Origin of the sequence: Nonomuraea sp. 3N208 (assembly GCF_052245935.1) — a bacterium.
Classification (GTDB): Bacteria; Actinomycetota; Actinomycetes; order Streptosporangiales; family Streptosporangiaceae; genus Nonomuraea.
This window is the reverse complement of sequence record NZ_JBQQBR010000021.1, coordinates 79,635-101,984: the sequence shown is the minus strand read 5'-3', so window position 1 is coordinate 101,984 and position 22,350 is coordinate 79,635. Positions and strand designations below refer to the sequence as shown.

Annotated in this window: 18 protein-coding genes; 7 read left to right on the top strand and 11 right to left on the bottom strand. The window is 69.9% G+C overall.

The window, feature by feature from the left end; translation table 11 throughout:
- Positions 1–236: 236 nt before the first annotated feature.
- Positions 237–983 (top strand): SAM-dependent methyltransferase, encoded by a 747-nt coding sequence (locus ACTWPT_RS30060; RefSeq protein WP_443180840.1) that lies wholly within the window; start codon positions 237–239, stop codon positions 981–983.
- On the opposite strand, the gene ACTWPT_RS30055 is transcribed toward ACTWPT_RS30060, so the two are convergent.
- Complete coding sequence (locus tag ACTWPT_RS30055) at positions 970–2,106, bottom strand: glycosyltransferase family 4 protein (RefSeq protein WP_443180839.1); 1,137 nt, start codon at positions 2,104–2,106, stop codon at positions 970–972. The genes ACTWPT_RS30060 and ACTWPT_RS30055 overlap by 14 nt on opposite strands.
- Positions 2,103–4,277, bottom strand: coding sequence for an amylo-alpha-1,6-glucosidase (locus ACTWPT_RS30050; protein ID WP_443180838.1), 2,175 nt, complete (start codon positions 4,275–4,277; stop codon positions 2,103–2,105). The genes ACTWPT_RS30055 and ACTWPT_RS30050 overlap by 4 nt, the downstream gene beginning before the upstream one ends.
- Positions 4,278–4,322: 45 nt before the next feature.
- Here ACTWPT_RS30050 and ACTWPT_RS30045 point away from each other — a divergent pair, with 45 nt between their 5' ends.
- Entirely contained in the window at positions 4,323–4,877 is a 555-nt protein-coding gene (locus ACTWPT_RS30045) for a hypothetical protein (RefSeq protein ID WP_443180837.1), read from the top strand.
- A gap of 173 nt (positions 4,878–5,050) precedes the next feature.
- Here ACTWPT_RS30045 and ACTWPT_RS30040 read toward each other — a convergent pair whose 3' ends face one another.
- The 5 genes from ACTWPT_RS30040 to ACTWPT_RS30020 are packed head-to-tail and all read right to left on the bottom strand — an operon-like array spanning position 5,051 to position 12,146.
- Positions 5,051–5,755 (bottom strand): alpha/beta fold hydrolase, encoded by a 705-nt coding sequence (locus tag ACTWPT_RS30040; RefSeq protein ID WP_443180836.1) that lies wholly within the window; start codon positions 5,753–5,755, stop codon positions 5,051–5,053.
- Positions 5,756–5,760: 5 nt separating this feature from the next.
- Entirely contained in the window at positions 5,761–8,652 is a 2,892-nt protein-coding gene (locus ACTWPT_RS30035; protein ID WP_443180835.1) for a hypothetical protein, read from the bottom strand.
- Between the two features lie 33 nt (positions 8,653–8,685).
- On the bottom strand, positions 8,686–10,254 hold the full coding sequence (locus tag ACTWPT_RS30030; RefSeq protein ID WP_443180834.1) for a DUF3502 domain-containing protein: 1,569 nt from the start codon (positions 10,252–10,254) through the stop codon (positions 8,686–8,688).
- Between the two features lie 39 nt (positions 10,255–10,293).
- Positions 10,294–11,157 carry a carbohydrate ABC transporter permease gene (locus ACTWPT_RS30025; RefSeq protein WP_443180833.1) on the bottom strand — a complete coding sequence of 288 codons (864 nt, stop codon included), beginning with the start codon at positions 11,155–11,157 and terminating at the stop codon, positions 10,294–10,296.
- Entirely contained in the window at positions 11,154–12,146 is a 993-nt protein-coding gene (locus ACTWPT_RS30020; RefSeq protein WP_443180832.1) for an ABC transporter permease, read from the bottom strand. The genes ACTWPT_RS30025 and ACTWPT_RS30020 overlap by 4 nt, the downstream gene beginning before the upstream one ends.
- A 256-nt stretch (positions 12,147–12,402) precedes the next feature.
- On the opposite strand from ACTWPT_RS30020, the gene ACTWPT_RS30015 reads away from it, so the two are divergent.
- The 5 genes from ACTWPT_RS30015 to ACTWPT_RS29995 all read left to right on the top strand — a co-directional run bounded on the left by ACTWPT_RS30015 (position 12,403) and on the right by ACTWPT_RS29995 (position 17,168).
- Positions 12,403–13,389: a hydroxyacid dehydrogenase gene (locus tag ACTWPT_RS30015; protein WP_443180831.1), complete on the top strand. Its 987-nt coding sequence runs from the start codon at positions 12,403–12,405 to the stop codon at positions 13,387–13,389.
- A 57-nt stretch (positions 13,390–13,446) separates the two neighbouring features.
- Positions 13,447–14,463: an aminotransferase class V-fold PLP-dependent enzyme gene (locus ACTWPT_RS30010; protein ID WP_443180830.1), complete on the top strand. Its 1,017-nt coding sequence runs from the start codon at positions 13,447–13,449 to the stop codon at positions 14,461–14,463.
- 50 nt (positions 14,464–14,513) lie between these two features.
- Positions 14,514–15,239, top strand: coding sequence for a ThuA domain-containing protein (locus ACTWPT_RS30005; RefSeq protein ID WP_443180829.1), 726 nt, complete (start codon positions 14,514–14,516; stop codon positions 15,237–15,239).
- A gap of 18 nt (positions 15,240–15,257) precedes the next feature.
- Positions 15,258–15,920, top strand: coding sequence for a Gfo/Idh/MocA family oxidoreductase (locus ACTWPT_RS30000; RefSeq protein WP_443180828.1), 663 nt, complete (start codon positions 15,258–15,260; stop codon positions 15,918–15,920).
- A 273-nt stretch (positions 15,921–16,193) separates the two neighbouring features.
- Positions 16,194–17,168, top strand: a complete 975-nt coding sequence (locus ACTWPT_RS29995; protein WP_443180827.1) for a LacI family DNA-binding transcriptional regulator — start codon at positions 16,194–16,196, stop codon at positions 17,166–17,168.
- Positions 17,169–17,333: 165 nt separating this feature from the next.
- Here the strand turns inward: ACTWPT_RS29995 and ACTWPT_RS29990 are convergent, their stop codons facing one another.
- Genes ACTWPT_RS29990 through ACTWPT_RS29975 form a run of 4 tightly spaced genes read right to left on the bottom strand, consistent with a single transcriptional unit; the run spans position 17,334 to position 22,271 of the window.
- The gene (locus ACTWPT_RS29990) at positions 17,334–18,767 is read right to left on the bottom strand and encodes an FGGY-family carbohydrate kinase (RefSeq protein WP_443180826.1); all 1,434 of its coding nucleotides are present in this window, start codon (positions 18,765–18,767) and stop codon (positions 17,334–17,336) included.
- Entirely contained in the window at positions 18,767–19,741 is a 975-nt protein-coding gene (locus ACTWPT_RS29985; RefSeq protein ID WP_443180825.1) for a substrate-binding domain-containing protein, read from the bottom strand. Before ACTWPT_RS29985 ends, ACTWPT_RS29990 begins: the two co-directional genes overlap by 1 nt.
- Positions 19,738–20,766 carry an ABC transporter permease gene (locus tag ACTWPT_RS29980; protein ID WP_443180824.1) on the bottom strand — a complete coding sequence of 343 codons (1,029 nt, stop codon included), beginning with the start codon at positions 20,764–20,766 and terminating at the stop codon, positions 19,738–19,740. Before ACTWPT_RS29980 ends, ACTWPT_RS29985 begins: the two co-directional genes overlap by 4 nt.
- Positions 20,763–22,271, bottom strand: coding sequence for a sugar ABC transporter ATP-binding protein (locus ACTWPT_RS29975; RefSeq protein WP_443180823.1), 1,509 nt, complete (start codon positions 22,269–22,271; stop codon positions 20,763–20,765). Before ACTWPT_RS29975 ends, ACTWPT_RS29980 begins: the two co-directional genes overlap by 4 nt.
- Positions 22,272–22,350 lie beyond the last annotated feature (79 nt).

The following is a 22,350-nucleotide window of genomic DNA, read 5'->3' as shown; positions in this document are numbered from 1 at the left end:
CCTCTCTGTGTGACTGCTGCCTTGAGCCCGCAGAGGAGTCGATATGTGACATCCGCGGGAGAAAAGTGACGTGGGTCTCATCCGCGGGAAATCCCGTTGCCCGCGTCGTCGATCACGGATTAACGTCCCTGATCAATCGCCATTCATGACGGAGGAGTCGACTTATATGCCGGTCCGTGACGTGCGTCATCTCACCGACTCGATCATTCGACCAGCGCACGTTAGGACTCATTCCGTTGGACCTGCCACGTAGTCACACCATCCGGGAGCACAGCCACCGGATTCTCGACCCGTACACGCCGGAGAAGCTCGCCACCCTGGGCGCCGCGATCGGCCTGCGGCCGGGTGCCTCCGTCCTCGATCTGTGCTGCGGCAAGGGCGAGATGCTGGCCACCTGGGCCCGCGATCACGGCGTCACCGGCACCGGCGTGGACATCAGCACGGTCTTCCTCGCGGCCGCGCGCAAGCGGGCCGCCGAGCTCGGCGTCGCCGATCAGGTGACGTTCGTGCACGGCGACGCCTCCACTCACGTGGCGGCCGAGCCCGTCGACGTCGCGGCGTGCGTCGGGGCGACCTGGATCGGCCAGGGCGTCGCCGGGACCGTCGCGCTGCTCGAACGCAGCCTGCGTCCGGGCGGCATGATCCTCGTCGGCGAGCCCTTCTGGCGTGCCGAGCCGCCCAGCCGGGAAGCCATCGAGGCCTGCCATGTCCGATCGCGCGAGGATCTTGAGACGCTGCCCGGGCTGATCGAGCTGTTCGACAGCCTGGGCTACGACGTCGTCGAGATGGTTCTGGCCGATGAGGACAGCTGGGATCGGTACGTCGCCGCTCAGTGGCTGAACATCCGGACCTGGCTGGAGGCCAACCCCGATGACGAGCTCGCTCCCGAGATGCGGGCCGAGTTGTCGCGGGAGCCGCTGCTCTACACCCGGTTCCAGCGGCCGCTGCTCGGCTGGGGCGTGTTCGCCATCATGAAACGCTGACGAGTCCCCCGGGCCCGTCGCTTTCCGGCCGGGCCCGGGCGGGACCGGATCGCAGAACCTCCCAGTAGACCTGTTCGTACGCCGCCGCCATGGTCTCGGCGCTGAAGCATTGCTCCACGTGCTTCCTGCACGCGTGCGGGTCGATCCGCTCGATCGACTGGATCGCCTCGGGCAGTTCGGCGACGGTCTGCAGGACGTACCCGGTGCGGCCGTCGGCCACGACCTCCGGCACCGCGCCCCTGCCGAGCGCCACGACGGGCGTGCCGCAGGCCATCGCCTCGATGAGCACCATGCCGAAGGGCTCCTCCCATTGGATGGGGAACAACAGGCAGCGGGCGGTGGCGAGCAGTTCGCGTTTGCGGCCGGCGTCGGCCTCGCCGACGTAGGTGGCGTCGGGGCCGAGCCGGGGCCGGACGTAGGTGTCGAAGCAGGCATGTTCGGCGGGTTCGGTGAGCTTGCCGGCAAGGATGATGCGGCGGCCCGCCGCGCGGGCGGCGTCGATGGCGAGATGGGGGCCCTTGCACGGGTGGAACCTCCCGAGCCACAACACCCACTCCTCCTTGTCGGGCTGGAAGGGGTAGGTGTCGACGTCGAGCGCGTTGTGCACGGTGGCGACCCAGCCGAGGTCGGGCGCGTGCCGGCGCTGGGCGTCGGAAATGGCCACCAGGGAGATGTCGGCGCCCAGCTCCCGGTAGCAGTCTCCCAGTTCGCCGTCCGAGGGGCCGTGGCAGGTGACGACGGTCGGCAGGGCGCGGCAGGCCGCGGTCAGGGGGCCGGCCAGCGAGTGGTCGTGCACGATGTCGGCGTCCAGTCCGGCGAGGAGGCGGCGGGCGCGGGCGGCGTGCAGCAGCTCGGGCAGCGGGTCGCCGATCCGCTCGGACGGCGGCCGCGCGTACGTGGGCAGCAATGTCGCCGGCGCCGTCGTGTGACCGGCGCCGATGAGGGTGACCTCGTGTCCGCGCCGGTCCAGCCCGCTGATCAGGCTGGCCAGCATCTCCTCGATGCCGCCGTACGCTCGGGGCGGCACGTCCTGCCAGGGCGGGGCGACCATGGCGACGTGCAGCCGGCCGCCCGGCCGCAGGTTCGGCCGGCCCGTCTCCAGGTGCCGGTCGGCGGCGGTCATGGCGTCGCCAGCCCGTAGGTGCGGTCGGCCACGCCGGACCGGCAGGCGCCGCTGACGGGCGGACGGGGTTCGGTGAGCAGCTCGATGCCCTCCGGCAGGCCCGACACGACGGCCGTCCCGTCCCTCCGGACGCTGACGGTGATCCGGGCGCCTGCCACGGGCAGGTCCCTGATCTCGAGCTCGCCGAACCCGTCCGGCAGCGCCGGGACGATCCAGATCTTCCCGTACGGCACCCAGGGGTCCAGCCGCAGCAGGGTACGCAGCAGGTGGATGGGCGCGGCGGCGGCCCAGGCCTGCGGCGAGCAGGACGTCGGGTACGGGATGGGCTCGAAGAACTCCGCCCGGTCGAAGCCGCAGAACAGCTCAGGCAACCGGCCGCCGAACGCCTGCCCGACAGCCAGCAACCCCATCGCGATCCGCTGGGCCTCCTCGATGAAGCCGTACCGCATCAGCCCGGCCGCGATGAGCGCGTTGTCGTGGGGCCACACCGAGCCGTTGTGGTAGCTCATCGGGTTGTACGCCCCCATCGACGTGGCCAGGGTGCGCACCCCGTAGCCGGTGAACATCTCGTCCGACAGCAGATGCTCCGCCACGGAGGCCGCCCTGGCCTCGTCCACGATGCCGCTCCACAGGCAGTGGCCCATGTTGGAGCCGAGGCCGTCGATGGGCCTCCCCCGGCTGTCCAGGCCCATCGCGTAGTAGCCGGCGTCCGGAAGCCAGAAGCGCTCGTTGAAGACCCGCCTGATCGCCATGGCCCGCTCCACGCAGCGTCGTTCCGTCGCCTCGTCGCCCTGCTCGTGGGCGAAGTGGGCGCGCGCCAGGTAGGCGGCGTAGACGTACCCCTGCGCTTCGGCCAGGGCGATGGGCGGGCGGGCGATGGTTCCGTCGCTGAAGGTGATGCCGTCGAAGGAGTCCTTCCACCCCTGGTTGATCAGCCCGCGGTCGGTCTTGCGGCGGTACCACAGGAGCCCGTCGGGTCCGCCGTACTCCTCGATCCAGGTCAGCGCGGCGTCGGCATGGGGCAGCAGTTCCTGGACGGCCGCGGTGTGCAGGCCCCAGCGGCGCAGCTCGCCGAGCAGCATGACGAACAAGGGCGTCGCGTCGACCGAGCCGTAGTAGGCCTGGCCGCCGTACGGCGACGCGCCGTCCTGCACGCCGTGGCGCAGCTCGTGCAGGATCTTCCCCGGCTCCTCCTCGGAGAGGGGATCGACCTTGGTGCCCTGCAGCCGGGCCAGCCGCCGCAACGTGCCCAGCGCCAGCGACTGGTCGATCGGCAGCGCCATCCAGGAGGTCAGCAGCGAGTCGCGGCCGAACAAGGTCATGAACCACGGCGCCCCGGCGGCGATCGCGGGCGGCTCCTCCGGATGGCGCCGGTCGAACAGCCGCAGGCTGCCCAGGTCCTCGCGCGAGCGGCGCATGACCTGGACGAGGTCGGTGTTGGTGCTGGTCAGGACCGGGCTCTCGCGGGTCCACGAGGCCAGGCGGCGGGCCGGCTCGGCATGCTCGACGGAGTGGTCCGCGGGGAACCACGCTGAGGTCTCGACACCCTCGGTGATCGGATTGACCACGAGCTTCGTACGCCACTCCTGCCGAGGGGGGACCACCACGTGGAAGGTGAGCAGCCCCGGCGTGGCCACCACCGGCGTGCCGGGTGACTCGACCACGATCCGGGCGCCGCGTGCCCGGCTGGCCGAGAACACCTCCAGTCCCGACTGGCCCGGGTTCATCTCCACATCGTTGACCGGCTGGACCCGCTCGGCCTTCACCTCGAACAGATCGGCCACGTCCGCGCCCACCTGGACGGTCACCACGCACCCCGCCGACTCCTCCGACATGTTGCGCAACACCAGGTCCTCGCGCAGCCCGCCGCCGACGTAGCGGTCCCGTACGACCAGCAACGTGCTCTCCGCGGAGCCGGGCCGGGGCCGCGCCTTGCCCACGAACGTGGCGTGATACGGCGCGGCCGAGATCATCTGCAGCGGCTCCACGGGGTGGTCGTCCACCTTCAGCATCCACCGCGACAACAGCCGCGTGTCGGCATGGTAGACACCCTGCGCGGCGCCCGGCACGATGTCGCCGCCACGCTGGCACAGGCAGAACGAACCGCCCTCCACCAGCGTGACCGTCTCCCCCAATGCCTCCGGTTGTCCCTCGAAAGTCCACGCGTTCATGAACGTGCCCCCTCGCTGTCCCCCCACCCGGTACATGCCCGCTGCATGCCGCCTGACGCCACGACCTGGGGCTCCCAGTCCGTGAGTGCGCCCTGGTGGGCGGTGCCGGAGGCCGTCGGCACGAGCCTGATGTGCTCGCCAGGGCTGGTCGGGACGGCGAGCACCTCGGCGGAGCGGCCCTGCACAGGGCAGCCGGCTGCCGCACAGGGCACGAGTCGGGGCCCTGTCGGCAGCCGCGGACGAGATCACGCGCGACCTGGCGCCGGGATCGGTGGAGGTGCGCCTGCGCCGCGGCGATCCCGACTTCGTCCTGACGCGCGCCCCGCGGGCGATCCGCTCGGCGCAGGCGACGAGGCGCCGTCCGGCGCGCAGCCCCAGCCCGCCGGCGCCCCGACGACCTGGGAGGGCGGCACCGCCCGGATCAACTTCCGCCTGCCCGAGCAGCTCAAGGTTCAGATCGAGGAGGCAGCCCGCCAGGAGGGCCTGTCGGTCAACACCTGGCTCGTACGAGCCGTCGCGGCCACGTCGGAGCCCGGCGCGCGCCGGGTGGCGCGGCCCGATTCGCCGGGCAGGCGCCGCTACACCGGTTGGGTCGGCTGAGACCCTGACCGCCTACCCAATCCCACGAGGAGGGTGCCGGCGTCGATGTCGGATACGTGCACGGCAACCTGGTCGTCAAGGACGCGAGCCGGACCGGGCCGCCGAGGCCATGGCCGCGGCCGCTTCGGGCAGCGGCAAGGTGATGCTGCGCCTGCGCGGCTGAGCCGGCCGGCTCACCAGGACGACACCAGCTCCGCGAATCTCGCGGGCTGCTCCAGGTGCAGGAAATGCCCGGCCTCCGGCCAGACGACGGTCCTGGAGTGCGGATGGGCGGGCAGCCCGGCCTCCCACCGTGCGGCGTCAGGCACATTGTGTACGGCGAGCACCGGGCAGACCCGCCTGGCCAGATAAGGCTCGGACTCCCGGCGCACCCCGAAGGCGCCCGGCAGGGTGTACATCCCGGCGTAGCACTCGGCCAGCACCTGCCCCGGTGTCGCCAGCAGCTGCTCGGCCACCGGAGCGGGCAGCGGCCCGAGCTGCCGCAACGCCGCGTCGGCGCCGTCCGCCCGCAGCGCGGCCAGGCGGCCTGGGATGAGCCGCTCCTCGGCCTCGTCCGCCCCGTAGGCCGGCGCGACGACGACCAGCGCGCGGACCGCCGACGGGTGCTCGACCGCCAGCGCGGTGACGACCTGGCCGCCCATGGAGTGCCCGACGGCCACCACAGGCTCCTCGATCCACGGCAGCAGATCGCCGGCCAGGCCGGCAGGGGTGTAACCGGCCGCCGGGGCCGGGGACTTGCCGTGGCCGCGCAGGTCCACGGCGATCACCCGGCGCTCGCCGAAGTCGAGCGCGTCCCACACGCGGTGGTCGCCGCCCCATCCGTGCACCAGGAGCAGCGGCGGGCCGGCCGACCCGCGCGTCTGGACGTGCAATCTCATCGGCGTCAGTCCTCCAGGTACAGGACCACGGTACTGAGCGGCTCGACCTCGATCGAGCCGCCGAGCCCGACCTGCCTGCCGGTGACCAGGTCGCGGGCCGTGCCGGGACCGGTGGTGTACAGGCGGCGGGTGCGCTCGCTGCCGGTGTTCATCCCGATCAGGTAGCGGCCGTAGGAGCAGCGGTAGAACTGCGCCTTGCCCACGAAGAGCGTCTCGACGCCGGGGAAGTCCACGCCGAGCGCCGGGTCGGGCACGTCGGCGGGGTGCGGCGCGACTTTGAGCACCTCGCCGGCGAAGGCCTGGTGCAGCTCAGGGCCGGGCGGCGGGAAACCGCCGGGCGGGATGTGGGAGGCGGCCGGATCGTTGATGGCGAAATTGAAGCAGAGCCAGTCCTGTTCGGTCCAGGTCTCGCCGGTCGGGGTGACGGAGCACTGCTGCCGCAGGGTGGCGACCCGGTGGGTGTCGGGGGTGATGTGGTGCACCCGGGCCAGGTTGTTCACGGCCTGCCGGGCCCGCCAGTAGAGGGAGGCGTAGAGGATCTCCTTGCCGTTCTTGATGGCGACGACGCCGTTCTCCTCGTCGGAGAAGACGAAGGAGGGCGCGTCCCAGTCCATCGGGAACGCCTGCGGCCTGGCCGGACGCGCGGTGAAAGCCGGCCAGTCGCGCAGGAGCAGACGCAGGGCGACCACCCCGACCCGGGACCAGGAGTGGGTCTCCAGCAGCTCGAGACTGCCGAAGAACTGGTTGTCGGCGACCATGCGCTGGCCGCGGCCCACGAGGGCGGGATCGTCGAAGACCGCGGAGGCCATGAGCGGGTGTCCGTCCCAGTCCACCCGCTGGGCGTAGGTGACGACGCCCGGATAGTGGTCGTCGCGCCAACCGACGGCCGCCTCCAGGCGCAGGGTGCGGTAACCGTCGTTGTCGACCTCGGGGTAGCGGAACACCGCCCGCGCGTTGATCATCTTGACCAGTTGCGCCTCGAGCTCGGCGTCCTTGACGCCGTCGAAGCGGGTGACCGCCTCGTACAACTGCACCAGCCAGCAGGTGACCTCTCCGTAGCTGCCGACGTAGCCGAGCTCCTTGGTGAGGCCCTTGCGCGTGGCCTGGTAGAAGTGCTCGCCCAGCGGCTTGCTGGGGGTGCCGGAGGCGTCCTCCCTGCCGAGGAAGGGCTTCAGGCCGACGGCCTGGTGGATGTAGTCGCGGGCCTTCTCCTCCGTCAGCGGCGCCTTGTCCGGACTTATCAGCATCAGGCCGCGGTTGCAGCGGTAGATGCCGAGCGCGCAGATCTGCACCTGGTTGCTGTAGTGCGGCATGTGCCGGCGCCAATACGAGACGGACTCGGTCATCATCGTCGTGTACGCCTCCCGCCGGATCGGCAGGTCGCCCTGGTCCGGCTCGGTGGCCCCGTCCAGCGGCGTGACCTCGACGTCGTCGAACCAGACCGTGCCCCCACCGTGGACCCGCACGTCCAGGCGGAGCTCGGTGGCAGTGGCCGGAGTGGTCAGCTCGGTGGTGATCTGGGTCCAGTCCTGGGTGCCAGTGGGCGCGAAGACCCTCTGGTCGGCGCCGACGATCTTCCCGGCGGGGTCGTAGAAGAGCACGTTGAGGTACGCGCCCGGGGCGGCGACGTTTTCGGTCTTGACCCAGACGCTGTAGCGGTGCTTGCCCTGGCCGATCAGCGTACGGTTCTGCGAGGTGCTCCACCCGGCCACGGCGCCCGCGTCGGCGGCGACCTTGACGGAGCGGGAGCCGCTGTGCTTGACGGTGTCGTCCCAGAGCCACGTGGCGGTGCCGGTCCATCGGGCGGTGGTCCAGCCGGCCGGAGCCGTGCCGCCGCGCTCGAAGCCGGGATTCGAGGCGCCCACGGTCCTGGCCCCGATCCGACGTTCCAGGCGGTCGCCCAGCACGTCCTTCAGCAGGACCAGCACGTGGCCCACCTTGCCGAAGCCCTCCCACTGCTGGTCGGAGGCGGTCAGCACGGCCGGGTCCGTGAGCCACTTGGTGTAGCGGGCGTCGATGGCGGCTAACACCTGGTCGATGGCGTCGGCGTTCTGGTAGGCCGGGCTGTCGGGGTAGAAGTAGCCTTCGGCCAGACTCAGATAGGCCCAGGAGTCCATCGAGGCGGCGCTGCCGCCGAGCCAGGTGCGGTGCTCCTTGAGCACCCTGGCCTTGATCGTCTCCAGGACCTCGGGTCCCGCTTCTGGCCGGACGGGCGCCTCGGGCGCGGGGCCCTGGATGCCGTCTCCCGGGAAGTACGGCTCCTTGTGCGTGTAGATCCGGTAGAAGGGGCGGGTCGGCCGGTTCAGCGTGCGGTAGAACTCGGCGGCGTTCTGTCCGTAGCCCCAGACCCGGCCCATGGCCCGGATCTCCAGCGTGACCTGCTCCTTGTCCTTGGTCATCGCCTCGGGCAGCGGCAGGGTGTGGTAATGGAAGCGGCCCGGCGAGTGGGCGTCCAAGCTGAGGATGTCCAGCGGGTCGACCGCGCCCAGGTGGTAATGGCCGACCTGCTCGCCCTCGCAGAACAACTGCAGCCGGGACTGGTCGGCCTCGGTCGGGGCGCGGTCGCCGCCCCAGAGTTTGATGGTCACGTACGTGGTGCCGTCCGGCACACACTTGACGGTGCAGGCGACGGTGCCGCCCCAGGCGCTCGCGGGCGCCTGGGGGTTGAGCACGCGGGCGCTCTGGCCGAGCGCCCCGGCCACCACGTCGGACCCTGTCGGGGTGACCGCGTGGGCGGCCTCCGACGCCGCGTCGCCGAAGATCACCTCGTCGAGTGGCCGGCCGGGGCGGACGGTGGCGGCCGCCGCGGGCCCGGACAGCAGGCCCCAGCTCGCGGCGGCCGCGGCTCCGGCGCCGCTCGCGCGGAGCAGGGCACGCCGGGACAGTTCGGGCTTCATGGGGGGTGCGTTCCTTTCCCGGCGTGCCGGCTCTTACTGGCCCTTGAGGTAGGCGTCGGCCTGCTTGGCCATCTCCGCCTGGAGCTTGGCCAGGCCCGCCTTGTCGAGGGCCTTCTTCAGCTTGTCGAGGCCCTGGTCGACGTCCACGGCGCCGATGAACAGCGGGTTGGCGAACTGCGTAAGGGCGGCGGTGACCTGGGTGTTCTCCCGCTTCACCGGCTCGGGGTCGGGGACGAAGCTGGCGTACGGCTCGACGGTGAAGTTGTCGATGTTCTGGGCCCAGTCGAACCACTTGGTCTCGGACTCGGTCATGTCCTTGATCCGGCGCTCCAGCTTGGCCCGCCAGGCGAGAGCGAAGCCGGGGAAGGTGTAGGTGGACACCTTCTCGTACTTGTCGTCGCCGTCGGGGTTCCAGTCCTTGCCGGGGATGCCGTAGGTGATCAGGTCGTGGTTCTCCTTGATCGACACCCAGTCCTGCAGCTGCATGGCCTTCTCGTTGCTCTGGCCCTTGGCGTTGAGCACGACGAAGTTGTCGCTCTGGAAGGTCTGGTACGGCTTGGCGTTCTCGCCGCCCTTGAGCGGCATCACGTTCGCGAGCATCGCGCCCGGCACGTTCTTGGTCAGCTCGGGCAGGGCCGTGGAGGACAGTCCGTCGGTCATGGCCCAGCCGGTGGCGACGCGGCCGGCCTTGAACTGCGAGTCCAGCGCCTTGGAGTCCAGGGTGAGGGCGTTCTTGTTGATCAGCCCGTCCTGGTAGTACTTCCGGATCAGGCGAAGCGCGTCCACCATGCCCGGGGCCTCCCACCACGGGATCGGGTTGGACGAGCCGGTCGTCTTGCCGTCGGCGGCCAGGACGAAGTTGAACGAGTCGCCCGTGAAGGAGGCGATGCTCATGTTCGGGTTGTCCCACATGTAGGGGTTGAGCCAGCCGACCGGGTTCCACGCCACCATCAGCTTGGGCATGCGGGAGCTGACCCCGATCGGGATGATGTCCTTGTTCTTCTGCTTGACGTCGTACCAGAACTTCTCCAGCCCGGCGAAGTCCGTGATGTCGCTCATGCCGAGCTTCTCGGCCAGGTCCTGGCGGATGCTGAAGTGGTGGAATCGAGCGACCGAGTTGATCTGGGGCAGGCCGTAGAGCTTGCCGCTCCACCGGTTCAGCTCGATGATCTTCGGGTCGATCGTGGCGGTCAGGTTGGGGTACTTGCCGCTGGACAGCAGGCTGCTCAGCTCGACGATCGAGCCACTGGCCGCGAGCTGGGTCATGTTGAGCCAGCGCGCCTGCAGCGCCGTGTCGAACTTCTCCCCGGCGGTGAACTTCAGCAACGCCTGCTGACCGTAGCTGGTCCACGGGATGAACTGCGGCTTGATGGTGAAGCCCAGGTCCGCCTGAAGCTTCTTGTTGACTTCCGCCAGGACGGGGTCCCAGCCGACCGGCACGTCGCCGGGCAGCAGCAGGCTCAGCGCGAGCGCGGCGCTGCTCGCACCGCCGGTGGCCTGCGGCTGCGAGGAGCCACTGGAGCAGGCGGCGAGGAAGGCGGCGGCGGACAGACCACCGCCGGCGGCAAGCAGGCCGCGCCGCGACATCATGGGGTTGGACACGGTAACTCCAGAAGGTGGGGGGAAGTTGAGGGAACGGAATCAGCCCTTGGTGGCACCGAGGGTGATGCCCTTGACGAAGTAGCGCTGGGCGAAGGGGTAGGCGAGCAGGATGGGGCCGATGGCGACGGTGGTGAGGGCGAGCCGAAGCTGGTAGACGGGGGTGGCCGCCTCGGCCAGCTGCGGCAGCATCGCGGTGAACGAGATGTTGGAGATCAGGTTCTGCAGGACGAGCGGGAGCGGGAACTTGTGCACGTCGTCGATGAACAGCAGCGCCATGAACCAGTCGTTCCAGTAGTGCACGGCGTAGAAGAGACCGACGACGGCCAGGATCGGCTTGGACAGCGGCAGCGCGATCGTGAAGAAGATGCGCAGCTCGCCGGCCCCGTCGATCTTGGCCGACTCAAAGATCGACTCGGGCAGCTGGCGGAAGGCGCTGACCTGGACGAAGACCAGGAACGGCATGACCAGCAGCGGCAAGATGACCGAGAAGTAGCTGTTCTGCAGGTGCAGGTACTGCGTCACCAGCAGATAGAGCGGCACCAGGCCGCCGGAGAACAACATCGGCAGGTACGAGAAGATCGTCAGCGGCCGGCTGATGCCGGGCACCCGGCGGGCGATCACCCAGCTCAGCCCCGAGGTCACCGCCAGGGACAGCGCCGTACCCACGAAGGTGATGAAGATGCTGGCGAGGTAGGCGTTCAGCACCGCCGGCCCTGTGAAGATCATCTTGTAGGCGGTGAAGTCGAAGTCCGGGAAGAAGCTGTAGCCGGTCGTGGCCAGCGTCGTCTCGCTCGTGAACGACCCCGAGATGATCATCCAGAAGGGGATGGCACAGGCCAGCACGGCGAGGGAGACGCCGATGACGCTGACGATGGTGAACGGCTCCAGCTTTCTGCTGCTCATAGGATGCTCGTCTCCTTCGAGTACTTGCGCTGGATCAGCACCGCGATCACCACGAGGATGAAGCCGACCACCGACTGGAACAGGCCGATCGCCGCGGTGGTGCCGAAGTCGCCGAGCTGGCGCAGAGCGCGGAAGACGTAGGTGTCGATGACGTCGGTGTTGTCGAACAACGTGCCGTTGTCGCCGATGATCGCGTAGATGGTGCCGAAGTCGCCGTAGAAGATCCGGCCGACCCCCAGCACCAGCAGCACCGCCGCGGTGGGCTTCAGCAGCGGCAGCGTGATGCGCCAGGCCATCTGCGCCCGCGAGGCGCCGTCGATCATCCCGGCCTCGTACACCTCCTCGGGGATACCGGTGATCGCGGCGAGGAAGATGACGCTCAGGTAGCCGCCGAGCTGCCAGATCTTCACCACGGTGAGAATCCACGGCCACGGCCCCGGCTCGGTGTACCAGTCCACCGTGGGCAGCCCGAATCCGGTCATCGCGTCGTTGACCGCTCCTCCCCCGCCGGAGGCCCCGGCGAGCAGCACCTGCAGGATGATGCTGATCACGACCGGGGAGACGAAGTAGGGGAAGAAGACGACGGACTGGGAGACCCGCTTGAAGAAGGTGCTGCGGATCTCGTTCAGCATGATCGCCAGGATGATCCCAGCGGCCAGCGTCGCCCCGAGGAACAGCACGTTGAGGAAGAGGGTGTTGAACAGGATCCTCGCCGCGTCCCCGGACTCCAGGAAGTAGGTGAAGTTCTCCACCCCGTTCCACGGACTGCCGAAGATCCCCAGGTTGACGTCGAACTCCTTGAACGCCACCACCAAGCCGGCCATCGGCAGGTAGTTGAAGACCAGGAAGAAGATGACCGCCGGCAACGCGAGCAGCCCGACCACCCAGCTCTTGCGAGCCGCCGCGCCCTTGCTGCGGCGCCGGCGCCGGGGTGGCCCGGTCGGAGGTCTTGTCTGAGGCTCTTGCCTCGCCTTTAGCGTGCTGCTCATCACCGAAGTCCTGTCTGAGGCGGCAGAAGGTGCCCGCGAAGTTGGATAGAAACCGGTAGCTGCGAACGCTACGTCCGAGCGGCATTCACCACAAGGCGGCGTTACGGATACGTTACACACGAGTCTCTTCTGATCGCTCTAAGGCCGTCTTTTAGTGCGTGAACGTCAAGCGTCACGTCAACTCGAACGCACCATTGACCATCAACCGCTGTGCTTCTACGGTTAGAAACCGATCCCTACGAATGGAGACTCCTCCGTGTCCCCACGCCCGAAGGCGCTGTTCGCCATGCGCGAGGAACATCTCGCGCTGCTCTTCCCCGCGCCCTTGCTGCGGCGGCTGGACACGCTGGCCGACATCGACGTGACACTGGTCGCCGAGCACTTCGACGATCCGCGCCTGGACCTGTCCGAGACCGAGATCCTCATCACCGGCTGGGGCTGCCCGACGCTCGACGAAACGGTGCTGGCCCGCGCGCCCCGCCTGCGGGGCGTGCTGCACGCCGCCGGCTCGGTGAAATCGCTGGTCACGTCCGCCTGCTGGGAGCGCGGCCTGCTCGTCTCCTCCGCCGCCGAGGCCAACGCCGTCCCGGTGGCCGAGTACACGGTCGCCGCCGTCCTCATGGCCGGCAAGGGAATCCTCGCCCTGAACGACCGTTACCGGCGCCAGCGCACCTTTACCCTGGCCGAGATCCAGCCGACCATCGGCAACAACGGCCGGACAGTGGGCATCGTCGGCGCCTCGCGCATCGGCCGCAAGGTGATCGACCTGCTCTCCCCGTACGACCTGGACCTGTGCGTCTACGACCCCTACACCCTGGTTCCCGGCGTCCGGCAGGTGTCACTGGAGGAGCTGCTGCGCCGCAGCGACATCGTCAGCCTCCATGCCCCCGCCACCCCGGAGACCACGCACATGCTGGATGGCGAGCGGCTCGCGCTGCTGCCGGACGGCGCGATGGTGATCAACACCGCCCGGGGATCGCTGGTCGACACCGACGCCCTGATCGCCGAGCTGAAGTCGGGCCGCCTGTCGGCGATCCTGGACGTCACCGAGCCGGAGCCGCTGCCGCCGGACTCGCCGCTGTTCGACCTGCCCAACGCCTTCCTCACCCCGCACATCGCCGGCTCCCACGGCAACGAGCTCGCCCGCATGGGCACCGCCGTCGTGGACGAGCTCGAACGACTGGTCGCCGGATCGCCGCTGGCGTACCAGGTGACGCACGACGACCTGGAGCGGGTGGCCTGAAACGATCCGGGCGCCTTTACGTTGTAGATCCATAATTGGGCGTCCTAACCTGGCCGCATGGACATCGCCACAGCTGCCCGGCTCTGGGACGCCGACCCGGGCTGGCTCAACACCGCCTCCTACGGACTGCCCCCGCGCCGCGCCTTCGAGGAGCTCCAGGCCGTGCTGGCCGACTGGCGGCACGGCTCCAGCGACTGGAAACCGTGGGACGCCTACGTGGGACGTTCGCGCTCCGCGTTCGCGCGCATGATCGGCGCGCCGGCCGCGGACGTGGCCGTGAGCTCGACCGTCTCCCAGATCATGTCCGTCGTGGCCACGGCGCTGCCGCCGGGCGCCCGTGTCGTGGTCCCGGACATCGAGTTCACCAGCAATCTCTTCCCGTGGGCCGTCGCCGCCGAGGTCGAGACCGTTCCCGCGGACCGGCTGGCCGACGCGATCAGCGGCTCGACCGCCGCCGTGGCCTTCAGCCTGGTCCAGTCCGCCACCGGATCTGTCGCCCCGCTCGCCGACATCGTGGCCGCCGCCCGGGCCCATGACGCGCTCGTCATCGCCGACGGCTCCCAGGCATGCGGCTGGCTGCCCATGGACGTCGACGAAGGCCTCGACGTGCTGGCCTGCGCGGCGTACAAGTGGCTCATGGCGCCGCGCGGCGCCGCCTTCGGCTACCTGTCGCCGCGGGTGCGCGAGCGCATGCGCCCGCTGGCCGCCGGCTGGTACGCCGGCGCCGGCGAGGCGTACTACGGCCCGCCGCTGCGCCTTGCCCCCGACGCCCGGGCGTTCGACCTGTCGCCGGCCTGGTTCTCGTACGTGGGCGCCGCCCCCGCCATCGAGCTGCTCAACGAGCTGGGCGTCAAACGGGTCCACGACCACAACGTGGCCCTGGCCAACCGCTTCCGCACCGGCCTCGGCCTGGAGCCGGGCGACAGCGCCATCGTGTCCGTCGACGCGCCCGGGGAGCGGCTGGAGGCGTCCGGGATCCGCGCGGCCGTGCGGGCGGGCCGGGTGCGGGCGAGCTTCCACGTCTACACGACCGCCGACGACGTCGATCGTGCTCTGGACGTGCTGAACGGGTGATCTCGTGGGTACGAGGGCGATGACCAACGAACCGTACGGGAAGGAAGCGGATGGCAGTCAACGTCACCGTCTGGAGCGAGAACTACCACGAACGCCGCGAGGAGGAGGTGCGCCGCCGCTACCCCGACGGCATCCACGGCGCCATCGCGGCCGGGCTGACGGAGGTGCTGGGCGAGCGCGTCCACGTACGCACCGCCGTGCTGGAGGACCCCGAGCACGGCCTGACGGACGAGGCCCTGGCCCAGACCGACGTGCTGACCTGGTGGGGGCACATGGCACACGACGAGGTGGACGACAAGGTCGTGGAACGGGTGCGGCGGCGCGTGCTCGGCGGAATGGGCCTGCTGGTGCTGCACTCCGGCCACTACTCCAAGATCTTCCGCTCGCTGATGGGCACCACCTGCACCCTGAGCTGGCGTGACGCAGGCGAACGCGAGCTGGTCTGGACGGTCTCCCCCGGCCACCCCATCGCCCGCGGCGTCCCCCGCCCGCTGGTTCTCGAGCAACAGGAGACCTACGGCGAGCCGTTCGACATCCCGCAACCCGACGAGCTGGTCTTCATCAGCGCCTTCAGCGGCGGCGAGGTGTTCCGCAGCGGCTGCTGCTACCGCAGGGGTCTGGGCAAGATCTTCTACTTCGCCCCAGGCGACCAGGAGTATCCCGTCTACCATCACCCCGATGTGCGCCGCGTGCTGGCCAACGCCGTCCTCTGGGCCGCCCCGGAGCACGGCGTCACCGAGCCGCCGCAGAACGCCCACACCCCCATCCAGTGGTAGGCCAGTGGCAGGAAACGCATGGGCTTCGCGACCATCGACGCGGACCGGCCGCTGCCCGTCAGCTCCTCGCTGACCGCCGTTCTGGACGGCGAGGAGCCCGGCTTCCTCGTCAACTGCACGACTCCGCAGGCACACCACGACGTGACGGTCACCGCGCTGCGACGCGGGGTGTCGGTGCTGAGCGAGAAGCCCATGTCGGTCAGCCTGGACGAGGCGCGATCCATGGTGAGCGCCGCCGACGAGGCGCGGCGGCTGGTCGCGGTCAACCAGAACCGCCGATTCATGCCGGGACTGAACCAACTCGGCGAGTTCCTCGCCTACAAGGCGCGCCGTGCCGGTGTCGCCTTCGTGCAGGTGGATCCGGCCTACACCTCACAGATGTGCGCTCAACGTCTCCCGACGGGCCAGCGTGGTGTGGACATTCGTCAACATGCCCAACGAGCCCGCCGTGGAAAGCGGCTCAGTGCGTCCCGAGCCGGTCAGCCAGACCGGTCCGCGAGGCGCAAGCCCATGCACCGTCGAGAAGAACGTGCTGGGCGGCGGCGTGGCGGCTCCGGCCGTCTCGGGGGCCGCTCCCGTAACCGCCATTGCGGCCGCGAGGAGCAGGGCCGCCAGGCCCGCGCCCAGACGTCGTCGAAGGGTCGAATACATGACTTCTCCAGGCAGTTCGGTGGCCCCTGAGCACGCGGCAGTCAGGGGTTGCGAGGGTGGGGGTAAAGGGAGAAGAGCTGCTAGCAATCGATTTCTCAGGCAAGGTACAATCACCGGCTGACAGCGTCAAGCCCTGATTTGTCGAGATTTGAGTCGGGGTATTCGCTCAGCTGAACCCCATATTTCAAGAATTCCGGAAGCACAGGATGATGATCTTGGAGGGAAAGCGTACTGGTGAGCTCGCCGTTGGCGGCCGCAGAGCGGCGGCAGTGTAGGCCTCCGCGATGGTAGAAACTTGGTTCGATGGCCACTATCTACGATGTCGCCCGCGAGGCCGGCGTATCCGCCGCCACCGTCTCACGCGTGCTCAACGGCGCCCGCACGGTCGACCCCGCCATGGTCGCGCGCGTGCTCACCGCCGTCCGAGAGCTCGGCTACCGCCCCAACGCGGTGGCGAGAAACCTGCGGCGCAGCCGCACCACCCTCTGGGCGGTGATCATCTCGGATATCGGCAACCCGTTCTTCACCGCCACCGTGCGCGGGATCGAGGACGTCGCCCAGCAGGCCGGCTACTCGGTCGTGCTGTGCAACAGCGACGAGGACCCGGCCAAGGAGGAGACGTATGTCGCGGCGGCGCTGAGCGAGCAGATGGCCGGCGTGATCATCTCCTCATCGGGGAGCGTCAAGGCCGCCAAGACCCTGCTCGAGTCGCCCGTCCCTGTCGTCGCCATCGACCGCGAGCTACCGCGCGGCAAGGTGGACACGGTCGTGGTGGACAACGAAGCGGGCGCCCGCACGGCCACGGAGCACCTCCTCACGGCCGGCTATCGGCGGATCGCGTGCATCACGGGGCCCGAGGGCGTGAGCACCGCCGACCTGCGCCTGCGAGGCTACGCGGGGGCCCTGCCGGGCGAGCCGCTGGTGGTGCGCACGGATTTCCGCGAGCAGGGCGGCTACGACGCCATGACCTCACTGCTGTCCTCCTCCGATCGTCCGGACGCGGTGTTCGTGGCCAACAACCTCATGGCGGTGGGGGCGCTGCGATGCCTGGCCGATCGGAGTGTGGACGTGCCCGGGGAGATGGGGCTGGTCGGGTTCGACGAGATCCCGTGGGCCGATCTCGTCCGGCCGACGCTGACGACGGTGGCGCAGCCGACGTACGAGCTGGGGCGCATGGCCGCCCGCCTCCTGGTGGACCGCATCGCCACCCCGGCCGCCAAACCCGCCAAGGTCGTCCTCCCCGCCGAGCTCCGCCCCCGCCAGAGCAGCGCCCGCTGACCCGCCCCGTCCACGGTTCGGGTCCCGGTCCCACGGCACTGGGTCAGGGTCACGGTCCCACCACCCCAGGGTCCGCGTCTCGGACCCACAGCGCTGCAGGCCGCATCGGGGCAAGCGCGCCGCCGCGGGCCGCATCCGGCCGGGCGTCGCTGGCTTCGGCGCTGGTCAGGTGAGTGCATGGGTGATGCGGGACGTCGAGTGGTACAGGTCTCGGTAGAGGGCGTACAGACGGTCGTAATCCGCGGCGGCCGCAGGGTCCGGCTGCACCACGGACGCCGCCGGGTTCCACCCCTCGCACGACACCCCCACCGCCTGCGCCGCCAGCATGGCGTCGCCGAAGGCGGCGCCGACCGTGTGGGCGGGCACGACCTGCGGCTGCTGGAGGACGTCGGAGACGATCCGCGGCCACAGCCCGCCCCGCGTGCCACCGCCCACCGCCACCAGTCGCTTGGCGGACCCGCCCGCCTCCCGCATGGCCTCCAGGATGTGCCGGACGCCGAACGCCGTGGCCTCCAGCGCGGCCCGGTACAGGTGGCCGCGCCCGTGCCGCAGCGTCAGCCCGACGATCGACCCCCGGGCGTCCGGGTCGAAGAGCGGCGTGCGCTCCCCAGCGAAGTACGGCAGCATCAGCAGCCCCTCGGCCCCGCGCCCCGCTGCGGAAGCCTCCGCCGTGAGGTCCGAGAACGAGGCCCCGGTCAGGTCACGGAGCCATGCGGTGATCGCCCCCGAGGTGGCCATCCCGGCCGCCAGGTTGTACGTCCCCGGCGCCACCCCCACGGTCCCCCACAGCTGCGGCGAGGCGGCCCGCGAGGCGAGCACCTCGACGAGGAACATGGTGGTCCCGTACATGAGCATGACGTCGCCCGGCGAGGTCACCCCGATGCTCAGCGCCTCGGCCCACGCGTCGATGGTGCCCGCGACCACGGGGATCCCGGCGGGCAGCCCAGTCAGGGCGGCCGCGCCGGGGGTGACCGTGCCCACGACGTCGCCGCTCCAGGCGAGCGCGGGCCGCTCCAGTTCCGGCACGATCTCCCAGTCCGTGATCCACTCGTGGGCACGGGTGTCGTACAGCGGCGTGCACTGGCTGGCCGCATGATGATCCAGCACGTAGGCCCCGGTCAGCCGGTACGCCAGCCACGAGTGCGCCATGAACATCCGCCGCGTCCGCGCCCACACGGAAGGCTCGTGGACCCGGAGCCACTCCAGCTTGGGCCCGGCCGCCTGGGACGTGAGCGGCGACCCGCACCGGTCCAGGATCGCGGCCTCGCCGTAGCGGGTGGTCTGGGCGGCGATCTCGGCGGTGGCGCGGGTGTCCACGCCGTACAGGATGGCCGGGCGCAGCGGCGTGCCGTCCTCCGTGCAGGGCAGCACGCACGGCCCGATCCCGCTCAGCCCGACCGCCTCGATGCCGGGGCGGGCCAGCTCGCCGGCGATCGCGGCGAAGTCGGCCCACCACACCTCCTCCGCGTCGTGCTCGAACCAGCCGGGCCGGGGCGTGGCAGTCCGGTGCTCGCGTACGGCCGTGGCCACGACCGTGCCGTCCGCTGCGACGAGGACACCCTTCGAGCTCGAGGTCCCGATGTCGACGCCGAGGAACATCAGTTCTGCCCGGACAGGTCGAACTGCTTGTACAGGTCGGCCGCGTTGTCCTTGGTGACCTGCGTGGTGCCGAGCACCTGCTGCTTCTCCACCGGCTGGCCGTGCAGGATCTTGTTGACGGTGTCGGCCGCCTCCTCCGCGCCCGTCGGGTAGATGAACGTGGCCGACAGCTGGCCGAGCTGCACGGCGCGGATGCCGCCGTCCGGGATGGCCAGGCCGTCGATGCCGATGAACTTGATCTGCTCGGCCTTGCCAGCCGCCTTGGCCGCCAGGTACGCGCCCAGCGCCATCGGGTCGTTGTGCCCGTACACGAGGTCGATCTTGGGATGCTGGGCCAGCCACTGCTGCATGATCGGCGTGGCCTGCTCCCTCAGCCACTTGGCCTCGCGATCCGCGATGATTTTGATCTTGGGGTTGGCCGCGATGGCCTCGCGGAAGCCCTTGTCGCGGTCGATCTGCGGCTGGTTGGACAGGATGCCGCGCAGCTCGACGATGTTGCCGCCGTCCGGCAGCAGCTTCACCGCCTCCTCGCCCGCCTTCCTGCCGATGAGCACGTTGTCGCCGCCGATGAAGGCCGTGTAGCAGTCGGTATTGACCGTGCGGTCCAGGATGATCACCGGGATCTTGGCGTCGCACGCCTGCTGCACGGCCGCCGTCAGCGGCGCGGGCTCGGTGGGCGAGACGATGAGCGCGTCGACCTTCTGGGTGATGAAGTTCTGGACCTGGGAGACCTGCGTGGCGCTCGACTGCTTGGCATCGGCGATCGGCAGCAGCTCGATGTCCGGATATTTCTTCAGGAAGTGCTGCAACTGCAGGTTGAGCTGCGCCCGGTACGGCTCGGCGTTGTTCGACTGCGAGTAGCCGACGACGAACTTCTTCTTCCCGCCGTCCGCGGAAGCCGTCGGGGTGGGCGCCTTGGACGCGCACGCCGCGGCGAGCAGCGCGCACAGCGCGATGGCAATGGTCTTCTTCATGATCGAGACCCTCCTCGGAAGAACGTGAAGAGATCGGGACGCTGCAGGACGACCGCCACGACGACGATCAGTCCCTTGATCACGAGCTGCCAGTTGTCGCTGACCGCGTTGAGCCCGAGCACGTTGTCCAGCAGCGTCAGGATGAGTGCCCCGACGAACGTGCCAGCGATCGTGCCCTTTCCACCGGCCAGCGAGGCGCCGCCGATGACCGCGGCGGCGATGGCGTCCAGCTCGAAGGACTGCCCGGCCTGCGGGTCGGCCGAGGCGCTGTAGGCGGCGTCGATGGGCCCGGCGAACCCGGCGAGCATGCCGGACAGCGTGAACACCGCGATCGTGACCGCCGTGACGTTGACGCCGGACAGCCGGGCGGCCGTGGGGTTGCCGCCGACGGCGTACACGTGCCGGCCGAACCGGGTCTTCGTCAGGATCAGGTGGAAGACGACGCAGACCACGATGAAGGCCAGCACCGGGTAGTAGATCCGGCCGAACAGGTTGTGCCCGGGCGTACCGAACAGCTGGAACGCCTCCGCCTGCGGCGTCAGCTGCCCGTCGGAGCCGGTGATCTGGGTCCCGACGCTGACGTTGTCGCTGACCTGCCGGTCCAGGCCGCGTACGACCGACAGCATGGCCAGCGTCATGACGAACGACTGGATGCGCAGCCAGGCGGTGCCGGCGCCGTTCAGGAACCCGAAGAACGCCCCCACCGCCATGCAGATCGGCACGATCTGCCACGGCTCCAGCGAGTGTTTGGACAACATCATCGCGGCCGTCATCGACGCGATGCCCAGCAGCGACCCGACGGACAGGTCGATGCCGCCAGTCAGGATGACCAGCGTGACGCCGACGGCGAGGATGCCGCGTGAGGCGAAGGCGCCGATGGCGTTGGTGAGGTTCGTCTCGTTGAGGAACATCTCGCCCTTGGTGGCGATCCCGACGGCGAGGACCAGCACCAGGCCGATGTACGCCTGCGCGGCGCCGAGGGCGGACAGCGTGCGCCGCATCCGGTTGTCCGCGTGAAGAGTCATAGGGTCGTCACCTGCTGTCTGGCCATGGCGGCCGCAAGGATCGCCTCCTGCGTCGCCTGCCCCCTGGGGAACTCGGCGGTGATCCGGCCCTCGCACAGCACGAGGATCCGGTCGCACATGGCGAGCAGCTCGGGCAGCTCGGACGAGGCCACGAGCACGCCCTTGCCGGAGGCGGCCAGCTCGGACATCAGGGCGTGGATCTCGGTCTTGGCGCCCACGTCGATGCCGCGGGTCGGCTCGTCCATGAGGATGAGCGACGGCGCGGTCAGCAGCCATTTCGCAAGCACGACCTTCTGCTGGTTGCCGCCCGACAGGTTCCCGACCGTGAAGCCTGTGCCCGGCGCCTTGACGCGCAGCTCGCGCACCTGCCCGGCGACGGCCGCGCCCTCGCGCCGCCGGTCCACGACCCCGAAACGCAGGAACCGCTTCAGTGAGGGGAGGCTGGCGTTGAAGCCGATGGTGTTGCCGAGCACAAGGCTCTGCCCCTTGCGGTCCTCCGCCACCAGCGCGACACCGCGCGCGATCGCCTGCTTGGGACTGCGCGGGCGGTACGGCCGACCACCCAGGATCATGCGGCCCTCCGCCGCCCGGTGGACGCCGAAAATCGATTCCAGCAGCTCGCTGCGGCCCGCGCCCATCAGCCCGGCGACGCCGACGATCTCGCCCGCCCGTACGGACAGGGAGACGTCGCGCAGCGCGGTGCGGCCCGAGCCGGGCTCGCCGGGCACCGACAGGCCCTCCACCCTCAGCAGCTCCACGCCGTCCGAGCCGCCGTTCGCGCGCGGGAACATCTCGCCCAGCGGGCGGCCGACCATCATCTGGATCAGCTCGTCGCGGGCGATGGACGAGCGCTCGCCGACGTAGCGGCCGTCGCGCAGCACGACCACCCGGTCGGCGATCTCCTCCAGCTCCTCGAGGCGGTGGGAGATGTAGACGACGGCCACGCCGCGCCCGGTGAGGTCGCGGATGACCTCGTACAGCCGGTGCACCTCGGCGTCGGCCAGCGCCGAGGTGGGCTCGTCCATGACCAGGACCCGGACGTTCTGCGACAGGGCCTTGGCCACCTCGATGAGCTGGCGTTCGGCGATCTTGCACTGCTTGACGAGGGTGCGCGGCGACAGGTCGAGCCCGAGGCCGCGCAGCAGCTCGGCGGTCCGCGCCTCCATGCCCTTGCGGTCGAGGATCGCGCGTTCCCTGCCGAGGAAGATGTTGTCGGCGATGGACAGCTCGGGCACCAGGTTGAGTTCCTGGTGGATCATGGCGATCCCGTGCCGCCCCGCGTCCTTGGGCGAGTGAATGTGAGCGGGTTCGCCGCCGATCTCGATCTCGCCCTCGTAGTCCTTGAACACCCCGGCCAGGATGTTCATCAGCGTCGACTTGCCCGCGCCGTTCTCCCCGAGCAGGGCCACCACCTCGCCCTCCCCGACGGTGAGCGACACGCCGTCGAGCGCCCGCACGCCGGGGAAGGACTTGCCGATGTCCCGCATCGTCAGAATCGTCGTCACCGCGGGCTCCATGCCGTGTAGGAGGCGGCCGACCAGGGGGTCTTCGGGGTGAGCTGGACGGTGATCTCGCTCTTGCCCT